We start from the raw sequence: 18,938 nt of genomic DNA on the forward strand, positions 1-18,938 counted from the left end.
GGCGAAGTGCTTGTTCTTCAAGGTCTTATAAGTGTCCTTGAGGGCGATCCCGTAAAAGCTGTTGCCTGCGGGCAAGGTGCGTCGGTCCATCTTCGTGACGATGCCTATATGGTCAGATCCCTTCTTGTGTTTGGGCTGTCTGCCGGGTTCCAGATGACAGGAGACAGTTTCATGGCAGAGAACGTGGTCAAAGAGGCCGCGTCACATCCGTTTACACCAGAGAATATCCGGGCACGAATGCATATATGCCTAAGCTATGTCCATTACCTGAATGCCAACCCGGCGGGCGTAATAGATGCTGCCCAGGCATGCCTGGGTTCCTTGAATGATGGGCCGTTTCGCCATACCAAGGTCTATGCGTATTACTTTTATGGCTCGGCGTTGTATATGCGCAATAACCTCGAAGCCGCTGAATATTACCTTCTTAAAGCTCAGCCAAATCCCTATTCGGCAAATCCGAATTATCTTGCCGATGGCGGGTGCATCCTTGCTTGTATTTACCTTGCCCAGGGCAAAGAGGCCAAGGCTGAAAAGGTCCTGGACGACTTAAAGGCATATTTTCGTGAAAATGACCATATGAGGGCAGGGGACTTGATCCACTCCTTTGAAACGGAATTCTGCCTTCGGCGGGGTGATATCCGGCAGGCCCTTCAACTCCGGGACCAGGCGTGCTTCGACGCCGGCCCGCCTCGGTGGTTCTTCTATGTCCCCCTTCTCACACACGTGAAATGCCTGCTGGCCGAAGGTACCGACACAAGCCGTGAAGAGGCCTGCGAGCGACTGACCAAAATGGACGAAGAGATGCGAAGGATCCATCGCAGCAATGTGCGTATCAACGTTTTGGTTCTTCAAACAATTTTACACCGGTCAAGGCAAGAGGACTCCCTGGCGGTGGCGAGTCTTCGAACCGCTATGGAATTGGCTGAGGGCGGCAGGTGGATCCGTTCCTTTATAGACATGGGCCAGCCCATGGTCCCCCTGTTGGAACGTTATGTGACCCACCACCCCGATCACACCTTTGCCGGCGTTGTCCTTGTTGCTTGCCGCAAGGATGCTGTTTCAACCTCTCCCAACATACCTTCCTGTAAATCGGAACGTCCCATCCTGAAGCTACCTTCTTCCGACCTTTTAACCCAGCGTGAAGCAGAGCTCCTTTCCTATCTGGCAGAAGGGATGAGCAACAAGGAAATAGCCCACGAGCTGTCAATTTCCGTTGCCACGGTAAAAGTCCATTTGCGAAATGTGTTTAAGAAACTGAATGCGACAAACCGTATCGGTGCCGTGAGCAAAGCTTGTGAAATGGGATTTATCGATTCACCTTTTGAATGAAACACCAACTTTTCGGTGCAAAAGCGAGGGGTAAACATCGCGTCTACCACTTAAGTGGTATTGACGCTGTTCCTACAAATCAAGTACACCATGTCACCATTCCCGTTAAAAGGCGAATACTTCTCAAACCATTCTAAAGACAAGGAGATCCCCGGTGAGAAAACAGATTGTTTCTGTCTTGATCCTGTCCCTTTTCCTCTGCTTTGCCGGCATGGTGAATGCCGAAACGCATGACGAGGAAACCGCCTCTGGTGTTCTGATTAAAAATGTCAACGTGTTTGACGGAAAAACCGATAAACTGATTCCTAACCAAGATGTGCTGGTGGTGGGCAATATCATCAAAAAGATCGGCCAGAAAATCGATGCGCCCGAAGGTGCCAAGGTGATTGATGGAAACGGGAGGACCCTGACCCCTGGCTTTATCGATGCCCACACCCATCTTCAGTGGAATATGGGCGTGACGGATCATATGTTTAAGCCGCTCGATTATCAGGCAGCCCTCAGCCTTGTTGAGGCGGAAAGTACTCTGATGAGGGGGTTTACGACGATCAGGGATGTTGCAGGGACCGTTTTCGGTGTCAAACGAGCCGTAGACGAAGGCTACTTTACGGGACCCCGCATCTATTCCGGCGGTGCAGCCCTCAGCATGACCACCGGCCATGGCGACTTCAGGTCCCCGCCCACCATGCCCCGAATGATGGGTGGTCCCGGAGTAACCGACCTCGAGTATGCGGGATTGATCGTCTTTGCTGACGGCGTTCCTGAAGTTCTGGCTGCCAGTCGGGTGCAGTTTCGAAAAGGGGCCCATTTTCTGAAAGTGTTTACCGGCGGTGCCGTTTCCGGGCTTTACGATCCCCTCGATATCGCCGAATACTCCCTTGAAGAGCTCAAGGCGGCAGTCGGGGAAGCAGAGCGGTGGAACACCTACGTTGCCGTGCATACCTACACCGATGCCGCAACCAGGATGGCCATTGAAGCCGGGGCCATGACCCTGGAACACGCCAACCTGATAAGCGAAAAAACAGTAAAGATGGCAGCCAAGAAAGGGGTCTATATCAGCGCACAGACAGCACTCTTTATGAGCCCTGCACCCGAGAGCTTCACACCGGCCCAGAGGGATCGCCAGCAGCAGGCCAAGCAGGGACTGGACAACCTGATGAAGACCTGCAAAAAACACAAGGCCAAGGTTCTGTTCGGGACCGACATGGTGGGCTCCATGGAGCTGAAAAAGCTCCAGGTCACGGAGTTTACCAACCGTACCCAGTGGTTCTCCAATGCTGAAATTTTAAGGCAGGCCACATCGGTTAACGCCGAGGTGCTTGCGCTGTCCGGCCCACGCAACCCCTACCCCGGGAAGCTTGGTGTTATTGAAGAAGGGGCGTTGGCCGATATTCTCCTGATAAACGGGAATCCTTTGGAAAATATACGGATTTTGACAAGGCCTGAAGAGCACCTCGCCCTGATCATGAAAGACGGAAAAATCTACAAGAATACCATCGAGTAGGCTCCCAGGCACAGAAAGGAAACTCCGGCTATGGAACTCGCCACGAGAGACAAGCTGATATTGCGCTCACTCCTTGCCCTGCAAGTTATCTATGGGGTGGCGGCACCTTTTTGAGAGTGTATGATCCCCTGGCACAACACGTGTCAGGGGTACATGGAGCTAGACAAAGGCACATCTCTGGTTGTTGACAGAATCATTTGGGCAGTGTAACGGATATGACTACAACCATGTCTTGATGGTGTTGTTGAAATTCGTATGTCAAATTCCATGCTTAATTGAAGATTCGGGGGTTTGCGAAAGGAAGGCTTTTGCGAATTTCTTGTTTCGTCGTCCTGCGTAGAATCTGTAGGCGTCGAATTGCCTTGGACCACCGTTTATGGTGAAAGATGACAAAGCTCCCAGGGAGAGATGATCATGAGAAGACGTGTTGTCCGGATGGTCTGTTTGCTACTGGTTGGAATGACGGTCGGGTGCGTTAACCAACAAGGAGCCAAAATGAAGCCGATGTCGGCCGATACCGATTTTGATATCGTTATCCTCAATGGCCGGGTGATGGACCCGGAAACCAACTTCGATGCCATCCGTAATGTCGGGATCAAAGATGGGGTTATCGGATTGATCACGCCCAAAGAGATCAAGGGAAAGGCGGTAATCGATGCCACAGAGTTGGTTGTCGCTCCCGGGTTTATCGATGGCCACCAGCACTGTTTGGAACCCTATGCCTACCGCCTGATGGTGCGCGACGGCCGCACAACCATCATGGATCTCGAAGTGGGGGCTCCCGGTAATCAGGTGGCTGATTTTTACACTAAAATCGAGGGGAATACACCGCTAAACCTTGGGGTTTCGGTATCCCACGAATTTGCGCGCGCAGAGGTCCTGGACGGATTTAAGGACTGGAAATACCTCCACACACCCGATGCCATGGCGTCCCGCGTGAAACAGGGATGGTCAGAAACACGCCCCACCCTGGCACAGGGAAACGAAATCCTGGCCATTATCGATGAAGGACTGCGCCAGGGGGCCATCGGTATCGGCTCTACCGTGGGCTACATGCGGGATGGCGTCTCTTCGCGCGAGATCTTTGAGTTGCAGCGGCTCGGGGGCTATTATGGGCGTCAGATCGGGATGCATTTCAGGTTCACGCCGGGGAATGATGTTGAAGAAGTGCTCGGCATTCAGGAGATGCTTGCCAACTCTGCAGCTCTGGGGTCACCGGGCATTGCCTTTCACTTTAACAACCCCGGTTACGCCATGGTTCACGAACTGATGCTCCGTATGCGTGAAAAAGGGTACAATGTCTGGGGTGAGGTATATCCTTATCACGCAGGCTCCACGGCCTTGAATGCCGTCTTCCTTGAACCGGAGGTGTGGGTTGAAAAGCTCGGCAACACATATGAAGAAACCCTGATGGATGTGGCGACCGGTGAGTTTTACACCCGGGAAAGCCGCGAAGAGATGTTGACGAAAGAGCCTACCCGTCTTGTGGTGATATTCAAGATGCCCGAAAAAGCCATCCTGGACTGGATCAAGATGCCGGGTGTTGCCATCGGCAGCGACGGCATGCCCATGATTCCCGATGAGGGCCTGACATGGGAGACTCCTTACGAAGAGCTGCCCAATGTCCACCCACGATTTTCAGGTTCCTTTGCCAAGGTTTTTCGCATGGCCCGGGAAAACAACATTCCCCTGATGCAGGCCGTGTCCATGTCCAGCTACAATTATGCAAAACCCCTCGGCGACATGGGGCTGAAAGCCATGCAACTTAGGGGCCGTATGCAGGAGGGCATGGTTGCGGACATCACCATGTTCAATCCCGAAACCATCACCGATAATGCCACCTACGAGACGGGAACGCTCCCCTCGTCGGGGATTCCGCATGTCATTGTCAGCGGCATTATTGTTATGAGGGATGAAGTGCCGCTGAAGCGTTTTGACGCTGGGCAGGCAATCCGCTTCGAGCCGCAGGAAGAAGGTAGGTTTCAACAACTTGATGCAGACCACTGGACCAGAACGTTTTACGTACTGCCCAAAGATATCGGCGGCTCAAGCAACCTGGGATGCTGTGATTTCAAAAAGCCATGTGACCATAAGGATTGATATGGATGCCAGGTGAAATAGCTTACCTCTGAGTTGAAGCGAGCGAGCTTTCACATACGTTTTGGTGAAGAATGAGGCCCACCTCGTGATCTCGAGGTGGGCTTTGTTTATTCGACACGCGGGCAGGCATATTCCTTACTATTGAGTTGTGTCCGGCAGGGTGAGGGATACCGTCTCAGACCAAGGCGACCAGACAAGGCCTTCATCTCTGTATCGCACACGCGCGTCGTAGGTACCGGGTGAGAGGCCTGTTACCCGATGGGTTGTGATGTCCACATCTTTCTGAATGTTTTCTCCCATCCAGATGTTTTCCGCCCTGGTGCGGTTGCCCCAAATGTCCATGGGCTTCTCTCCTGATTCTGCAAGGAGCTGCCAATGGGACTCCAGGTGAGAATCCCCATCCGGGTCGCTAAAGGCTGTCCCTCGGAGGAGAAGGGCGCCCGCATGTTCCGTTGCTGAGATTCTAGGCATCTCGGGGGGCTGGTTATCGTAGCGGATCGTGAAGGCATCGCTGATGGTGTCGTCGGTGTAGTGAAACCACTGGATGCCGTTTCCACCGGATCTGCGCACCACCTGCACGGCGGGGCGTTCTCCTGCGTGCAGTGTGATGAGGCAGTAGCCGAATTCATCCACCGATTTTTGGAACTCATCGTAATCGGTCATGTCGTATTCGCCCCAATAGTCGATGTCACCTGCCGTGGGAGCCACATTGAGCCAGACATGGGGCATGTCCCGGCTCTGGCCCCGTGAGTAGGCGTGGGTGTGCCCGAAAAGGTGAAAGCTTGGTTTGCCGGTTTCTTCGGTGAACCGTTCGAGCATGGCAACAAAGCGGCAGGACCTTTCGGCTTCACCCGGGGGCCAGAGCTCGGATTTGCAGGGGTGGTGAAACTGGGTAAGGACAAAGTCCGTTGCCGGGTCGTCCTGGGCGTCGTAGAGGTGGTCCAGGAGCCATTCCCGCTGGAGGAGTCCCCCTGTATCCGGTAGTGCGTCGATCTGGATCAGGTCGTTGCTGTTGAGGGTGAGGATCATGGTGTTCAGCAGGTTGTAACGGGAGAGCTTCATGCAGTGCTCAAGGCTGCCGTTGGGAAGCATGTCAAAGTAGCAGGCATAGAAGAAGGGCGTCATATCATGGTTGCCCAGAGCCGGAATCAGGGGGACCCTGGAGGCAAGGGGCTGGAGGTTCGCGAAAAATTCATCGGTCCACTGGCTCTTGTTGTCGCCGTTTTTCACCAGATCCCCGGTTACGAGAAGGGCGGAGATGGTTTCTGCGCAGGTGTCCGCGCTGCCATTTCCTTCCACGGCGATAATTCCGTTGGTGATGATATCGGCAAGGCGTTCCGGGTGATCCCCTTGGCTGTCGCTGATGGCAACGAGTTTAGCGACGGTGGTGTCTCCTCCGGTACGGGGCCATGTATGGAAGCGGTATACCGGGCTTCTGCGAAAGATTGTTTCCACACGGTAGAGATAGGTGGTGTCCGGCTTGAGACCGGTGAGCCGTGCTTTATGGAGGGTGGGCAGGACCGGTGTGACCCTGGTTTCCACGCGGTTCCAGGTAGATGTTCCCTCCTCCTGAACAAGGAGGCTCGGCGAGAGGCAAAACGCTTCGAACATGATCGTCATGGTATCGGGGCCGGGTTTGATAAGGTATGGGGCCACAATGAAGTCCAGACCGGTGTTCCGGCCGAAGTCGGCGGATGCCATGTGTCGTGTTGCCAATACCAGGATCGCTGAGAGAAAAAGAACCGCCCATGCGGCATGCGGTGTAAGGTGTTTTTGCATCGTAACCTCCTGTGGGGTAAGGGCCGTTTCATGATGTGGGGAGTTTGCTGTCAGTTGCCGGGGGGGGACTGTCCTGTGAAATATGTTCAGCGAGTTGTGAGGTGATGATGTGTGAGGGATAAGAATTCAATGAGAAAAAATCAGAAACCATTTTATCTCACCGTGGTGACGTGGAAGAAGATGCTGAGCTTTTATATTTTTTTCAGTCACCTGTCTGGCTTGATTTGTGGTAAAGGAGTAAGGAATGCTATCTCATATTATCTCCGAATTACACTTCGGCGCGACACATATTCCATGACTCATCATAGCCATATGGTTTTAAAGGGCTAAGTGCAATGCATTTTCAGCAAAGGATTCCTACGGTTGAAGAATATAAGACGTTGAGGGCGTCCGTGGGTTGGAACATCCCGGATGATGAGGCCATTGGCCGCGCCCTGGCAAGCTCTCTGTTTTCCGTTGTCGCCGAGGTCGACGGTTTACTGGTGGGGCTTGGGCGTGTTGTGGGGGACGGCGGACTCTATTTTTATGTCCAGGATGTGATGGTCCATCCGTCGGTTCAGGGCAAAGGCCTGGGAACGTTGTTGATGCAAAAGGTCATGGGGTACATCGGTGCCGAGGCCCCACCCGGTGCCTTTGTCGGGCTTATGGCGTCACAGGGGCTGGGGCCTTTTTATGCTTCCTTTGGGTTCCATCCAAGGGAGCCCGATGCTCCGGGCATGTACCGGGGCATGACCTGATGGTGCCACAGAGACACAGGCGCAAGAGAAATCCTCGCGAAATTTAGAAGGCTTTCCCGGCAGCCGGGTCGCGGATGCCGGGCCATACCCATTCGAAGGAGGGTCCCATGAAGGTTCTGGCAGTCAACGGCAGTCCGAGGAAGAAATGGAACACGGCGACGTTGCTTGAAAAAGCCCTGGAAGGGGCCGCTTCGGAAGGGGCGGAGACCGAGCTGATTCATCTTTACGACCTGGATTACAAGGGGTGTCGCAGTTGCTTTGCCTGCAAGCAGAAAGATGGCAAAAGCTATGGTGCCTGTGGGTTGAAAGACGGGCTGGCGCCCGTGCTGGACGCTATCCGGGATGTGGATGCCCTGATCCTGGGTTCGCCCATCTATTTTGGGCGGGTCACCGGGGAGATGAGGTCCTTTCTGGAGCGTCTTATGTTCCCCTACCTGGAGTATGGGGATCCCTGGCGGACACTTTTTTCCCGCACCATGGCCACCGGGTTCATCTACACCATGAACATCACGGAAGAGGAGATGACCGAGATGCGCCTGCGATATGCCCTTGAATCCACTGAGATGACCCTTGCCATGATATTCGGTGCCTCGGAGGCTCAGTATTGTTACGATACTCTCCAGTTTGAAGACCATGACAAGGTCGTGTGCGACAGGGTGGATGTGGACGCCAAAATGCGTCGGCGGCGGGATGTGTTTCCCGTAGATTGTGAAAAAGCGTTTGCTTTGGGGTGCAGGATGACCCGGGACGTGACCAGAGGATAGCATGTTTAACAGGCATGGGACGTCCCGGCAAAAGATGATCGGGTTACCCGGGACCAGCCCGCCACCTTCAGGGGACAACCCATGGATAGAAGGAGCACCATGAAGAAAGAACGCGATATTGAAAAAGCCTACAGCACTTCGGAATTCGTGGCCAAGCTCAGGCGGCTGGCCGATGCGCTGGAAACGGGGAAGAAATTTGAGATCCAGATAGCCGGGGAACGGATTTACGTCCCGGTGCGAGCCACCTTTACGGTGGAACATGAACGGGAAGGTGCCGAGGAAGAGATCGAGTTTCAAGTCCGGTGGCGAAACGATTAGCCAAAGGGGGGCGTCCATTCTCCTGTTGTGATCATGGGGCGTGACAAGGTGCTTATATCTTTGGTAGAATTAAAACGATGTGTGTCCACATCAAGACGTCATGCTTTCCCCCTTTCGCAGAGCATTCCTTTATCCGTGGGTACCGATGCACCAAGATGTGCCTCGTCCACGGGGCCTTCAATTCAAGGTGACCGATGAACTCCCCATACGTAACCTCGTGCCATGGCTGTGATTTGCTTTTGGAAACAGAGGATGTCCTGCCGGGCAGTACGGCCTTTTGCCCGAGGTGCGGTTCAAAAATCCATACCCCCAAGACGGACTCGCTCAACCGCACGCTTGCCTTTACGTTTATCGTCCTTCTCGTGTACGTCCCTGCAGTTTTTACGCCGCTCATGACCCTGAATGCCTTGGGAATGGAGGCCAGCGGCAGTATCCTGGACAACAGCATCTTCATGTACAAGCAGGGGTATATTGCCGTGGCTTCTATGGTATTTCTCACGGCGATCCTTCTTCCATTCTTAAACCCGGCCCTGCTTTTCCTGCTTGCCGCTCTGGCCAGGATAAAGCGTTTCCCCCGTTTTCAGGCATGGCTCCTGAGAACCTTTCAGTCCCTTGAGGAGTGGGGGATGGGTGAGGTGTATCTCATCGGGGTCCTGGTGACCATTATCAAGGTGTACTCCATGGCAAGTATCACCTTTAATATCGGATTTTTCTGCTTTCTGGTGATGGTTGTCATGAACCTCTGTGCATTGTCCGTCCTGGATAAATCCAGTCTCTGGCTTCAGATAGACGAACAGTTGGGGTTGGAAGGCGATGGGTGCATTTCCGGGCCTTTCGCCGAGATGCAGACCGCCATGGAAGCGGGGCTGATGTGTTGCCACGAGTGCGGGAAATTGACAAAGGGCGATGATGTCGCCACAGAAGAGGAACCAGAGTGCCCCCGCTGCGGAGCAGACCTGCATTATCGCAAGCCAGACAGCCTCAGCAGGACCTGGGCTCTGGTGGCGTCTTCCGCGATTTTTCTGGTGCCTGCCAATGTGTTGCCCATCATGCGGGTGGATTTTCTCGGGGCCTCTCAATACTCCACCATCATGGACGGGATTATCTATTTTATGCACTCCGGGGAATACGGAATTGCCGTTGTTATCTTTACCGCTTCGGTTCTTGTGCCCGTCTATAAGATCATCGGCCTGGGCCTGGCGCTGTTATCCGTGCAGCTGGGGTGGCGTGGCAAACGGCGTCAAAAAACCCTGATGTTTCGATTTATCGAGTTTATCGGGCGTTGGTCCATGCTCGATATCTTTGTCATTGCGTTGATGGCGGTGCTTGTGAATTTCGGAGAGTTTTCCTCCACCCATGCGGCCATCGGAGCCCCGTTTTTTGCCGGGGTGGTGACCTTTACCATGCTTGCGGCCCTGACCTTTGACGCGCGTCTCCTTTGGGACGAACGTCACGAAAAATCCTGATTTATAGGGGCGGGCAGGCCTATCTCTACAGCCATCTTTCAGTCAAGGAATGAACACCATGAACAAAGCCGTCGTGAAGACCAGGAAAAGCATCTCTCCCGTGTGGATTCTCCCCATTATCGCGTTGATGATCGGAGGGTGGCTGGTGCTTAAGAGTGTTCGTGAGGCCGGGTACGAGATTGTTGTGCGCATGGAAGACGCGGTGGGGATCACCCCGGGGAAGACCCAGGTGCTTTTTAAGGGCCTTCCCGTGGGTATGGTCAAGAGGTTGACCGTTTCGCGAGAACCTGTTATAGGAGGTCCATCATTGAAATGAAAAAGGCGTCCAGGGAGCATATCGTTGAGGATACCTTGTTCTGGGTGGTTCGCCCGGAGGTGTCCGTTAATCAGATCTCGGGCCTCGATACCCTGGTGTCCGGCAGCTACCTTGGTGTGCTACCGGGCGAGGCTACGGCTATTTCCTCCTTTTTTGTCGTGGAGAAGGAACCGCCGGCCCTTATGGAAAGCGCGCCGGGGAACTCGTTTCGTCTTCAGACCAAAGCGTCCAGTATGCATGACCAGGGGGCCCCGGTTCTTTTCAAGAAAATCCAGGTGGGTGAGGTGCTTAAGTCATGGCTCTCAGAGGACGCGACGATTCTTGTGGAGATCCTTGTGTACGAGCAATACTCACACCTTGTGACCACCACGTCCTATTTCTGGGATGTCAGTGGCATCAAGTTGAAGGCCAGTTTGCCCAACATCAATTTGAAGATCGGAACCTTCAAGTCTATTTTTGCAGGGGGGATCGAGTTTGAAACCCCTGCAGGGGGCAAAGCGGTGGCTCCCGATCAATCGTTTCCGCTCTATGAGGATATTGACGATGCCCGCCATGCGGATAACATCGAGGTGACCCTCTACATGCCTCAGCACCATGGCGTCAACACCGGCGCGAAGATCACCTATCGCAATGTCACCATCGGAACGGTCACCGATGTGTTCCTGGCCAAAGACATGCAGGGATTGGTGGCTATTGCCAGCATTACAAAAAAATCGGCGGCCCTTTTACGCAAAGGCTCGTATATCTGGGTAGTGACCCCGGAGATATCCGTGTCTGGGATCCGCAACGTCGGCAGTATCATCAAAGGGGCTTACCTGAAGATGGAACCGGGGCGAGGAAAACCGGCTCGCAAATTCAGGGTGTATGAACAGCCTCCGGTCCGCATGCATGAGCCTGCCGGGTTGAACCTCGTTCTGGAGAGCGAGACTTTAGGCTCTTTGAAAAAAAATCGCCCGGTGACCTACAGGCAAGTCAAGGTGGGGCATGTGACCGGCTCCGAATTGTCTGAAAAAAGGGATAAAGTCTATGTGTACATCAATATTTACGAACAGTTCGCCGACCTTGTCAGCGCCGATACACGGTTCTGGAATGTCAGCGGTATCCGCATTCAGGGCGGCCTCATGACAAAGATGAAAATCTCCTCAGAATCCTTCGAAACCTTGATTGCAGGGGGCATCGCCTTTGCCACTCCCGAAACGGAGGCACAGGGAAAACGGGTGAAAAAGGATCACCACTTTGTCCTGCACAGGGAGATGGACGAAAAGTGGCGGGACTGGCTGGCCTGGGATTCCGATGTTGTTGTCTCCCTTGAAGAAAAGAATGCCGCACCATGAAATCCTTGACTGTTTTATAGGGTTCGAATCCCGCAGCGAACGAAAGAAGGGGGGGCTTTACGGCCCCCCTTTGTTGTTATGGGGTGCCGTAGCGCCTGTATGGGCAGGCTGATGGGGGCAGGGATATTGGGCTCAAATTTATTTCCCCCGTCAGGACCACCGGAGTTATTCCGGTTAACGTCAAGGGCATTTCAAGTGCTCCTCATCGTGTATCCAGAAGAATGAAATGGGCCTCTCCTGCAAAAACGGTCGCCACATGTCACACACCACGCGAATGCCCCGCAAACGGTTGCATGAAGTGAGCTTCCATGCATTCGCCATAGGGTTTCCAGGTGTACCCACCTGGCCACCGGAGGCCTGCTTTTATCACCCACTTTAACCATAGAAGGCTGAAGTACCCTGAATCGTGGCTGTTTTTTGCAGAATGCGGGAATGTCAGTGGCGAGGGATGGTGGCGGTCATGTAAACGGCATCTGCGCCATAACCTGCCAGGGAATTTTCAAGGGGTGTGGGGGCAAAACCATGGTGTTCCCAAAAAGGGACGCTGCCCTGGACCGAGGTGAGGGCCATGCGGGTCATGCCTGCCTCGGCAGCACAGGAGGCAAGGGCGCGAACCAGAATGGATGCGGCTCCGGAGCCCCTGGTGGATTTGGCAACGGCAAGATCATGGATATAGAGAAGCTCCGGGCTGAGGCCTCCATCAAGGGGCGTATCCAGGGCCGGGGCGTGACCCTGTTTCCAGGGGTGGGCCAATGCGTACCCTAAAATATTCGACGGGCCTTCGGCCACAAGGCATGTGGTCGGGGAGGCGAGCCATCGGCTTTGGAGGGCTTCAAGGCTCTCAACGAAAGACTGAGAGTAGCTTTCACGTTGAATATCAAGGATACGGGGCCAGTCGGTTACCGAGATGGATCTGTACGTAAGCATGGGGGGAATCCGTATCTGTGTCCTGGGTTCTGGTACCCGCCCCTTACGGGGTGTGCACCCATCATCAGGGGGCGGGTCAGGCGGTGGGACCTTAAAAAAAGCGTGGTGTTTGGTAGCCGGAGACATGGCCCCGCGGGGTGCCCGCTCGGCGTCGGTCATGGCCTGATGGCAAACCGTCCGCGCTGTCTACCTGTTGCTTTTTTGCGGTCCGGGCTCTTAGATGTCTGAGTGAGCGGCCTTTTTGAGTTTTTTCTCATGTTTGGCCTGTCTCTTTTCCTTGAGGGTTTTTTGGGGTTTCTTTTTAACGTTTCGCTTTGAATCAACTGATTTCGACATATGTCCTCGGCGTATTGATGGAAGTCTTCCTCTTTCAATCGGCTCCGGCGGTGGCGGTCTGCGTCATCGTTGGTGTCCCCAGATCGGGTGTCGTCCTTGCAAGAGGTGGAGGCGACAAGATCACCTTGCTCCCGGACCCCGGGGCTTGTCAAGCCCTGGGGCTTTTTTTCAAGGGATGTGACGCCAGGGCTGTTTATCTCTGATCCTGGGGTGGCAGGGCTTTTATTCGCCCAATGCGCGGACTTGATTTGCCGCATGGGAAGCCTGTGCGATGCCGGTGGCAGTGGCAGACAAAAACGGGCCCAACGAGGTAACGTCTTCTCTCCCGATTCTGTCTGTGCTACTGTGCCGGGCTCGGGTGTCCGACGATGGGACACCGCCAGGAGCAAAAAACCATGGCAACAGGAAGAGGGGAGGCGACGTGGAAGGAAGAGTGTCGCGGCGGCGGAGCCGTCGTTCTGTGAGGGTCTCCCCGGTGCACAAGGAGAGCAGGGTGAAACGCCAACACCCCGCCTTTTTTTTGTTACTGCCGGCCTTGCTGTTTGTGTGTTTTTTTGGGCATGCAGGGACGGTGTGGGGTGGACAGGATCCTCTCCTTGACCAGATGCAGGAGCGCTTCAATTCCCTGAACCACTATGTCACCCTGCTGGACTCGGAAGGGGAGACAAAGCGCAACCGCATTGTCTACACCTACAAAAAGCCGGGTTTTATCCGCATGGATTTTATCCATCCCCACAAGGGCGCCCGCCTGATCTACAACCCCCGTGAAAACCAGGTGTCCCTTCGCCCCTTTGCCACCCGCCTGCCGGTCTTTACCCTGTCACCGGACAACCCATTGATTACCGACCCCAAGGGGCACACCGTGGACCGCTCCGATATAGGGGCCCTCATCCGTTCGGTGCGGCGATATGCCCGGGAAGGTACGGTGACGCGTCTTGCGCCCGAATCGGTGCAGTCTCATCTGTGTCCCCGGCTTTTGGTGGAGGGCAGCGAGGTCACCTACCTGCTGTGGGTTCATCCGGAGCTTCTGCTCCCCGTCAAGGTGGTCAAGCTTTACGCAGACAGCTCCCAGGAGACCGTGTTTCTCCGGGACCTGGAGGTGGACGGCCCCTTGGACGACGCCGTGTTCGAACCTTAGAGTTTCGAATGGTCGGTTTTTTTCATCCGTAGGGTGTCCGCGCTCGATTTCCCTTGTCCGGACAACTCCCCCAGCATATCCTGCCCTTAGCCCTTAGCCCTTAGCCCTTAGCCCTTAGCCCTTAGCCCCATCTATCCATTCACAATCTCACCCACGGCCTGTGTCAGCTTTTGTACGGCTTTTTCATTGGATTCCAGAATGGGAAAAAGCTCCATGAGTTCCCTTGTGGCATGGTGTTTTAGTGCGGTCAGGTAGTCTTCAATCTGTACGTCCAGCCCTTTTGGCAGGATCCCTTCATTGGCATCGAGCCCCTGAACCGCTTCGATAATCTGGGCCAGGGCCGTTTCCAGTTCCGAGTGCTCATGGGTCAACTCCGCAATGAGGCCGTGGAATTTTGCGGGAAGGTGGATCAGCCCGGTTTTGAAGAGCAGTTTTTCCTCAATATAAAAATGGGTGGACAGCTCTTTCTGCATCAGGTCAAGGACGGTGTCGAGCTCCATGGAGCTGCCCCCCGTCTTGGCGTCGGCCAGGATGCCCTGGACGACCATTACGTATTGGGTGATGATTTTGTGTTCGGAGGCGATGCGCTGGACAACGTTGTCCATGGCGGATCGGTTGGTTTGCTGCTGTTTCTCAAGGCTGTCGATGAAAGAGAGAAAGGGGGCCATGCCGGCTGTGCTGATCTTCATCACCAGGATACCGGAGAGGGCAGGGCCGGTCTCTGGCTGTACGCTGTGGATGCATCGGCCTTTGAAATGGACGGGGGTGTCGTCAATCTGTATGGCCAGGTCAAGGTATTCCCCTTCGGGGATGGTTTCGTCGGATTCAAGGAGAAAACCGGTTTTGCTCAGGTTGCGGGTTGTTCCCTTTTTGTACTCGGTACTTGATGCCAAGCGGTAGGAAATGGTCTGGCGCGCCTGGTAGCGCTCATGGTCTCGTTTTTCCGGGTGATTCGTCATGTGAGCCAACCTTGGTTTCGGGTGAGTTTTTCTCCTATCATATGCGAGCCTCGTGTGGATGAAAAGCCATAAGGGTCCCGTAGCAAATAATTATTCAATTCAGTAGTCCTCGGGTTTCGGACCGTGGGTACGGGTGCCCTTGCAAAGCGTGTGGCGATTCGAGTCGACGAAGGCCAGGGGCCCCACGTCGGAAAAAAGGGGGGGCAGTGGCAGGAAGGGGATGGTGAGATGCGGTTTTTTTCATGAAACGAGCTCTGAAATCCCCGGCTGTGAAGGGGCTCCCCTATAGGGGAAGGGCTAAAGCAATAAACGGACCAACTATGAACATTGTTTGTAAAATAAAATTATTCACTAAGGTCTCTTGTCAATGTGAGTTTATCTGTGTTAAAGATTCTCAAAAATTGGAGTAGGGCGGCACAATGGCGTGCTGCTGAAGAGAGTCGATGAAGCTTGCTACCGGGAGAGGAATACCCAGTTGCAAGTTTTTTTTTGGCCAAAATTATCGGGTAATTGCACAACAAGAGGATAATTTTTGGTCGCACCTTAGATATCCGTCCAGACGCTATTGGGCGGTGCAGGCAGGCGATCCACCACAGACTTTTGTAGAATTTAGGAGTTTTGTCATGGGCAATATTGGTCAGTTTATTATTTACATTATTATGATCTGCGCTGTGCTGGGCGCATTTTCATACATCAAGGACGATGAGAGCCCCCTCGGTCAGGAGTTCCTCGAAGGCCTCCACAGCATCGGTCCCATCTTCATCCCCACCGCCGGTATCCTTGCCGCCAGCCCCTACCTGTCTGCTTTTGTAAAAAGCGTATGCGGTCCCATGTTCGGTGCCATCGGTGCTGACCCCGCCATTGCGGCAACCACCATCATCGCAGTTGATATGGGCGGCTACCAGCTTGCCGATGTTCTGGCCCTTTCCCGTGAAGGCTGGATCATGGCCATGGTTGTCGGTTACATGTCCGGTGCTACCATCGTCTTCTCTATCCCCGTGGGTCTGACCATGCTGGATAAAAAAGACCACAAATACATGGCACTCGGTGTTATGGCCGGTCTCCTGAGTATTCCCATCGGCGTATTCATCTCCTGCAGCATGCTCTCCATCTCCGATATGATGGTTCGTGGTATGATCTCTGTAAACGCAGAGTCTGCCTTCGCACTGGGCCTGACGTTCAAGATGATCTTCCTGAACCTCATGCCCCTGACCATCTTCTGTGTGACCCTGGCCGTCGGTCTGAAAATGGTTCCCAACACCATGATCAAAGGCTTCCTCTTCTTCGGTCGCAGCATGAACATTGCCCTGACCCTGGTGCTTGTCTTCTCCATCGTTGAATACTTCACCGGTTTCTTCGCAAGCGTCTTCGGTTCCTGGGGTTTTGATCCCATCATCGCAGACGAGGCGGACAACTTCCGTGCCCTGGAGGTTGCCGGTTTCATCGGTATCATGCTCTGCGGTGCCTTCCCCATGGTTTACCTGATCAAGAAGTACGCTGCCGGTCCCATGGACAAGATTGGCCGCATGGTGGGTCTCGAGAGCGAAGGCGCTGCGGGTATCCTCGCCGCCGCCGCCAACATCCTGGCCATGTTCCGCCTCATCGCCGACATGCGTCCCAAGGACAAGGTTCTCTGTGTGGCCTTCTCCGTATGCGCCGCCTTCACCTTTGGCGACCACCTCTCCTTCACCGCCAACTTCCAGCCCAACCTGATTCTTCCCGTTATGGCAGGCAAGCTCCTCGGTGGGGCTTCCGGTTTTGGTCTGGCTTACCTCCTCTCTGTTCCCGCGGCCCTGGCCCTGGAGAAAGAGGAGCAGGAAAACGGCGTTGCTTCCGAAGAGGTTTGCGCTGCTGCCTGATCCCGGCTTAAAGCACAGCATGTGTCCTGAATACGTGGTGAGAATCTCACCATGGCGTAACATCTGTTCGCAAATTCCGGACACGGCACTGTAAGGTCATGAAAGGCCGCGCACGAAAACGTGCGCGGCCTTTTTTTTTGTTGTGCGGGGCTGATTGGTGTGTATCTATCGGGAAAATATCTGGCTCGGGTGATGGAAAAGAAAATACAGTGAATCGTTGGCATGTGAATTGCTTATGCTTGTTATCGGCTAACTCCCTGATGTCACATCGGATGGCCTCGGCAGCCCGCGGGTTGCCCCATGGGGGGTGTGGCTGATTTTTTTTGCTGAAATACATACGGCCCTGTCACGGGTTAGTTAATGGTCGTGTCGGGGGAATGGTACGTAAATTCAGGCTTGTACGCCTATGGCGTTTGATTCTTCTTAAGGGTTGGACATCAAGGCGAGACGTCTGTGTTGAAAAAAAGGCTTGTCAATATTTATGTGGTTATGGTACGCACTAAGCAACTTATTTTGTTACACAACGGCGTGTAATGTCAGCGATGATGCTTGTATCGGGGTTGGAAGTTCCAGATTCCCGTTACAGGCTTTTTTTGTTTTTGGGGGATGAAGTGATAGTTGACGCAAGCGAACAGAAGCAACGGGTCATTCAAGAATATGTGCCGGGTAAGCAGGTTACCCTTGCCCATGTGATTGCCAGCCCCCACAAAAGCATTTACATGAAGCTCGGGCTGGACGACGAGGCGGGAGACGCCATCGGGATCCTGACCATTACGCCGAGCGAAGGGGTGATCATTGCCGCAGACATCGCCACCAAGGCTGCCGGGGTTGAGATCGGTTTTCTCGACCGGTTCGGCGGATCCCTGGTTCTGGTGGGGGATGTGGCCAGCGTGGAGTCGGCCCTGAAAGGGGTCCTTGATTACTTTGACGAGGTGCTGCATTACGCCTCCGTTGAAATGACAAGGTCCTGATCCATGGCAGATGAAACGAAACAGAAAAAGATGATGCTCATCGGGGAGTCCGGGGTTGGCAAGACCACCTTGATTCAGGTGCTCTCCGGCGAAGGCTTTTCATCGAAGAAGACCCAGGCCGTAGAGTTCTGCGGTCGGTTCATTGACACCCCCGGGGAGTTCCTTGAAAACAGGCGTTTTTATCCCGCCCTGATCACCTCATCGGCAGATTGTGATGTGGTGGCCATGGTGCAGGACGCCACGCGGATCAGCAGCCTGTTTCCGCCGCAGTTTTCTTCCATCTTCACCCGAAAGGTCATCGGTATCGTGACCAAGGTAGATGTCGAGGGGTGCAACGTGGAGAGGGCGGAACGATTCCTGGCAAACGCCGGGGTCAAAGAGATTATCCGGTCCAGTTCAAAGACGAACGTCGGCCTTGATAAATTGCAGGAGCTGCTGGCCTGATTCCAGGGTACCTCTCCTTATTTTTGAGTTTAAGGCAGCACACGAGACACGCAGGAGTTTAGAAAGCATGGGGTACAGAATTGTCATAGCGGATGACGAGCCCATTACACGCATGGACATTCGGGAAATTCTCGAAGGGGCCGGCTACGAAGTGGTGGGTGAAGCGTCTGACGGCTTCGATGCCGTGGAGATGTGCCGCAAGCACAAACCGGATCTGGTGTTGATGGACATCAAGATGCCGCTTTTGGATGGCCTCAAGGCGTCCCGGATGATCCGGGATGAAAGCACCGCAGGGGGGATTCTCCTGTTGACGGCCTACAGCGGCAAAGAGTTTGTGGAGCAGGCCAAGGATGTCGGCGTCATGGGGTATGTGGTTAAGCCCGTGAAAGAAGAGTCCCTGCTGCCCATGGTGGAAATTGCCGTGGCCAAGGGCGCCGAGATCGCCAAGATGGAAAGCGACATGCAGAAGGCCCAGGGCCAGCTCGAAGGCCGCAAGATGGTGGAACGCGCCAAGGGCATCCTGATGAAGACATACAACATCAGCGAGGATGTCGCCTACAACCGAATTCGTAAGCTGAGCATGGACAAGCGGTGTTCCATGAAGGAAATCGCCAAGGTCATCGTTCTGAACGGTTGACCGGTGGACGGAAATCGATG

At 54.2% G+C, this 18,938-nt stretch carries 17 protein-coding genes; 14 read left to right on the forward strand and 3 right to left on the reverse strand.

Translation table 11 applies throughout. The features are described 5' to 3' along the window. Positions 1-6: 6 nt before the first annotated feature. The 3 genes from ACOYW2_RS08515 (at position 7) to ACOYW2_RS08525 (ending at position 4,933) form a co-directional block, all read left to right on the forward strand. Positions 7-1,329, forward strand: coding sequence for a LuxR C-terminal-related transcriptional regulator (locus ACOYW2_RS08515; RefSeq protein WP_482771005.1), 1,323 nt, complete (start codon positions 7-9; stop codon positions 1,327-1,329). A gap of 451 nt (positions 1,330-1,780) precedes the next feature. Next, entirely contained in the window at positions 1,781-2,833 is a 1,053-nt protein-coding gene (locus tag ACOYW2_RS08520) for a metal-dependent hydrolase family protein (protein WP_482771006.1), read from the forward strand. 495 nt (positions 2,834-3,328) lie between these two features. Further along, a complete protein-coding gene (locus tag ACOYW2_RS08525) occupies positions 3,329-4,933 on the forward strand; it encodes an amidohydrolase family protein (RefSeq protein WP_482770118.1) in 1,605 nt (534 codons plus the stop codon). Between the two features lie 138 nt (positions 4,934-5,071). Here the strand turns inward: ACOYW2_RS08525 and ACOYW2_RS08530 are convergent, their stop codons facing one another. Continuing rightward, positions 5,072-6,712 carry a metallophosphoesterase gene (locus ACOYW2_RS08530; RefSeq protein WP_482770119.1) on the reverse strand — a complete coding sequence of 547 codons (1,641 nt, stop codon included), beginning with the start codon at positions 6,710-6,712 and terminating at the stop codon, positions 5,072-5,074. 392 nt (positions 6,713-7,104) lie between these two features. Here ACOYW2_RS08530 and ACOYW2_RS08535 point away from each other — a divergent pair, with 392 nt between their 5' ends. The 6 genes from ACOYW2_RS08535 to ACOYW2_RS08560 all read left to right on the forward strand — a co-directional run bounded on the left by ACOYW2_RS08535 (position 7,105) and on the right by ACOYW2_RS08560 (position 11,647). Further along, on the forward strand, positions 7,105-7,449 hold the full coding sequence (locus tag ACOYW2_RS08535) for a GNAT family N-acetyltransferase (protein ID WP_482770120.1): 345 nt from the start codon (positions 7,105-7,107) through the stop codon (positions 7,447-7,449). A 107-nt stretch (positions 7,450-7,556) separates the two neighbouring features. Beyond that, a complete protein-coding gene (locus ACOYW2_RS08540) occupies positions 7,557-8,213 on the forward strand; it encodes a flavodoxin family protein (RefSeq protein WP_482770121.1) in 657 nt (218 codons plus the stop codon). A gap of 99 nt (positions 8,214-8,312) precedes the next feature. Further along, positions 8,313-8,531, forward strand: a complete 219-nt coding sequence (locus tag ACOYW2_RS08545; protein ID WP_180141088.1) for an amphi-Trp domain-containing protein — start codon at positions 8,313-8,315, stop codon at positions 8,529-8,531. A 194-nt stretch (positions 8,532-8,725) separates the two neighbouring features. Beyond that, positions 8,726-9,997: a paraquat-inducible protein A gene (locus tag ACOYW2_RS08550; protein WP_482770122.1), complete on the forward strand. Its 1,272-nt coding sequence runs from the start codon at positions 8,726-8,728 to the stop codon at positions 9,995-9,997. A 58-nt stretch (positions 9,998-10,055) separates the two neighbouring features. Next, positions 10,056-10,313, forward strand: a complete 258-nt coding sequence (locus ACOYW2_RS08555) for an MlaD family protein (protein ID WP_482422550.1) — start codon at positions 10,056-10,058, stop codon at positions 10,311-10,313. Then, positions 10,310-11,647, forward strand: coding sequence for an MlaD family protein (locus tag ACOYW2_RS08560; protein ID WP_482770123.1), 1,338 nt, complete (start codon positions 10,310-10,312; stop codon positions 11,645-11,647). The genes ACOYW2_RS08555 and ACOYW2_RS08560 overlap by 4 nt, the downstream gene beginning before the upstream one ends. Positions 11,648-12,082: 435 nt before the next feature. Here ACOYW2_RS08560 and ACOYW2_RS08565 read toward each other — a convergent pair whose 3' ends face one another. Beyond that, positions 12,083-12,574: a GNAT family N-acetyltransferase gene (locus ACOYW2_RS08565; RefSeq protein ID WP_482770124.1), complete on the reverse strand. Its 492-nt coding sequence runs from the start codon at positions 12,572-12,574 to the stop codon at positions 12,083-12,085. Positions 12,575-13,403: 829 nt separating this feature from the next. Between ACOYW2_RS08565 and ACOYW2_RS08570 the strand changes: the two genes are divergently transcribed. Next, on the forward strand, positions 13,404-14,048 hold the full coding sequence (locus ACOYW2_RS08570) for a LolA family protein (RefSeq protein WP_482770125.1): 645 nt from the start codon (positions 13,404-13,406) through the stop codon (positions 14,046-14,048). Between the two features lie 131 nt (positions 14,049-14,179). Here ACOYW2_RS08570 and ACOYW2_RS08575 read toward each other — a convergent pair whose 3' ends face one another. Beyond that, on the reverse strand, positions 14,180-15,007 hold the full coding sequence (locus tag ACOYW2_RS08575) for a hemerythrin domain-containing protein (RefSeq protein ID WP_482770126.1): 828 nt from the start codon (positions 15,005-15,007) through the stop codon (positions 14,180-14,182). Between the two features lie 623 nt (positions 15,008-15,630). Between ACOYW2_RS08575 and eutH the strand changes: the two genes are divergently transcribed. From eutH to ACOYW2_RS08595, 4 genes are all read left to right on the forward strand, one after another. After that, a complete protein-coding gene (gene eutH / locus ACOYW2_RS08580; protein WP_482416637.1) occupies positions 15,631-16,866 on the forward strand; it encodes an ethanolamine utilization protein EutH in 1,236 nt (411 codons plus the stop codon). A 611-nt stretch (positions 16,867-17,477) separates the two neighbouring features. After that, positions 17,478-17,837, forward strand: a complete 360-nt coding sequence (locus ACOYW2_RS08585; protein WP_281374493.1) for a BMC domain-containing protein — start codon at positions 17,478-17,480, stop codon at positions 17,835-17,837. A 3-nt stretch (positions 17,838-17,840) separates the two neighbouring features. Further along, the gene (locus tag ACOYW2_RS08590; RefSeq protein ID WP_482416636.1) at positions 17,841-18,281 is read left to right on the forward strand and encodes a EutP/PduV family microcompartment system protein; all 441 of its coding nucleotides are present in this window, start codon (positions 17,841-17,843) and stop codon (positions 18,279-18,281) included. Positions 18,282-18,348: 67 nt separating this feature from the next. Then, positions 18,349-18,918, forward strand: a complete 570-nt coding sequence (locus tag ACOYW2_RS08595) for an ANTAR domain-containing response regulator (protein WP_482416635.1) — start codon at positions 18,349-18,351, stop codon at positions 18,916-18,918. Positions 18,919-18,938: the final 20 nt, after the last annotated feature.

Source organism: Desulfoluna sp. CLI2B (assembly GCF_056847375.1).

Bases quoted from the DNA above. Each gene is read 5' to 3' on its own strand.
- ACOYW2_RS08525 (WP_482770118.1), top strand. From the start codon at position 3,329: ATGAAGCCGATGTCGGCCGATACCGATTTTGATATCGTTATCCTCAAT.
- eutH (WP_482416637.1), top strand. From the start codon at position 15,631: ATGGGCAATATTGGTCAGTTTATTATTTACATTATTATGATCTGCGCT.
- ACOYW2_RS08530 (WP_482770119.1), bottom strand. From the start codon at position 6,712: ATGCAAAAACACCTTACACCGCATGCCGCATGGGCGGTTCTTTTTCTC.
- ACOYW2_RS08540 (WP_482770121.1), top strand. From the start codon at position 7,557: ATGAAGGTTCTGGCAGTCAACGGCAGTCCGAGGAAGAAATGGAACACG.
- ACOYW2_RS08565 (WP_482770124.1), bottom strand. From the start codon at position 12,574: ATGCTTACGTACAGATCCATCTCGGTAACCGACTGGCCCCGTATCCTT.
- ACOYW2_RS08590 (WP_482416636.1), top strand. From the start codon at position 17,841: ATGGCAGATGAAACGAAACAGAAAAAGATGATGCTCATCGGGGAGTCC.
- ACOYW2_RS08575 (WP_482770126.1), bottom strand. From the start codon at position 15,007: ATGACGAATCACCCGGAAAAACGAGACCATGAGCGCTACCAGGCGCGC.
- ACOYW2_RS08545 (WP_180141088.1), top strand. From the start codon at position 8,313: ATGAAGAAAGAACGCGATATTGAAAAAGCCTACAGCACTTCGGAATTC.
- ACOYW2_RS08555 (WP_482422550.1), top strand. From the start codon at position 10,056: ATGAACAAAGCCGTCGTGAAGACCAGGAAAAGCATCTCTCCCGTGTGG.
- ACOYW2_RS08560 (WP_482770123.1), top strand. From the start codon at position 10,310: ATGAAAAAGGCGTCCAGGGAGCATATCGTTGAGGATACCTTGTTCTGG.
- ACOYW2_RS08550 (WP_482770122.1), top strand. From the start codon at position 8,726: ATGAACTCCCCATACGTAACCTCGTGCCATGGCTGTGATTTGCTTTTG.
- ACOYW2_RS08595 (WP_482416635.1), top strand. From the start codon at position 18,349: ATGGGGTACAGAATTGTCATAGCGGATGACGAGCCCATTACACGCATG.
- ACOYW2_RS08520 (WP_482771006.1), top strand. From the start codon at position 1,781: ATGGGCGTGACGGATCATATGTTTAAGCCGCTCGATTATCAGGCAGCC.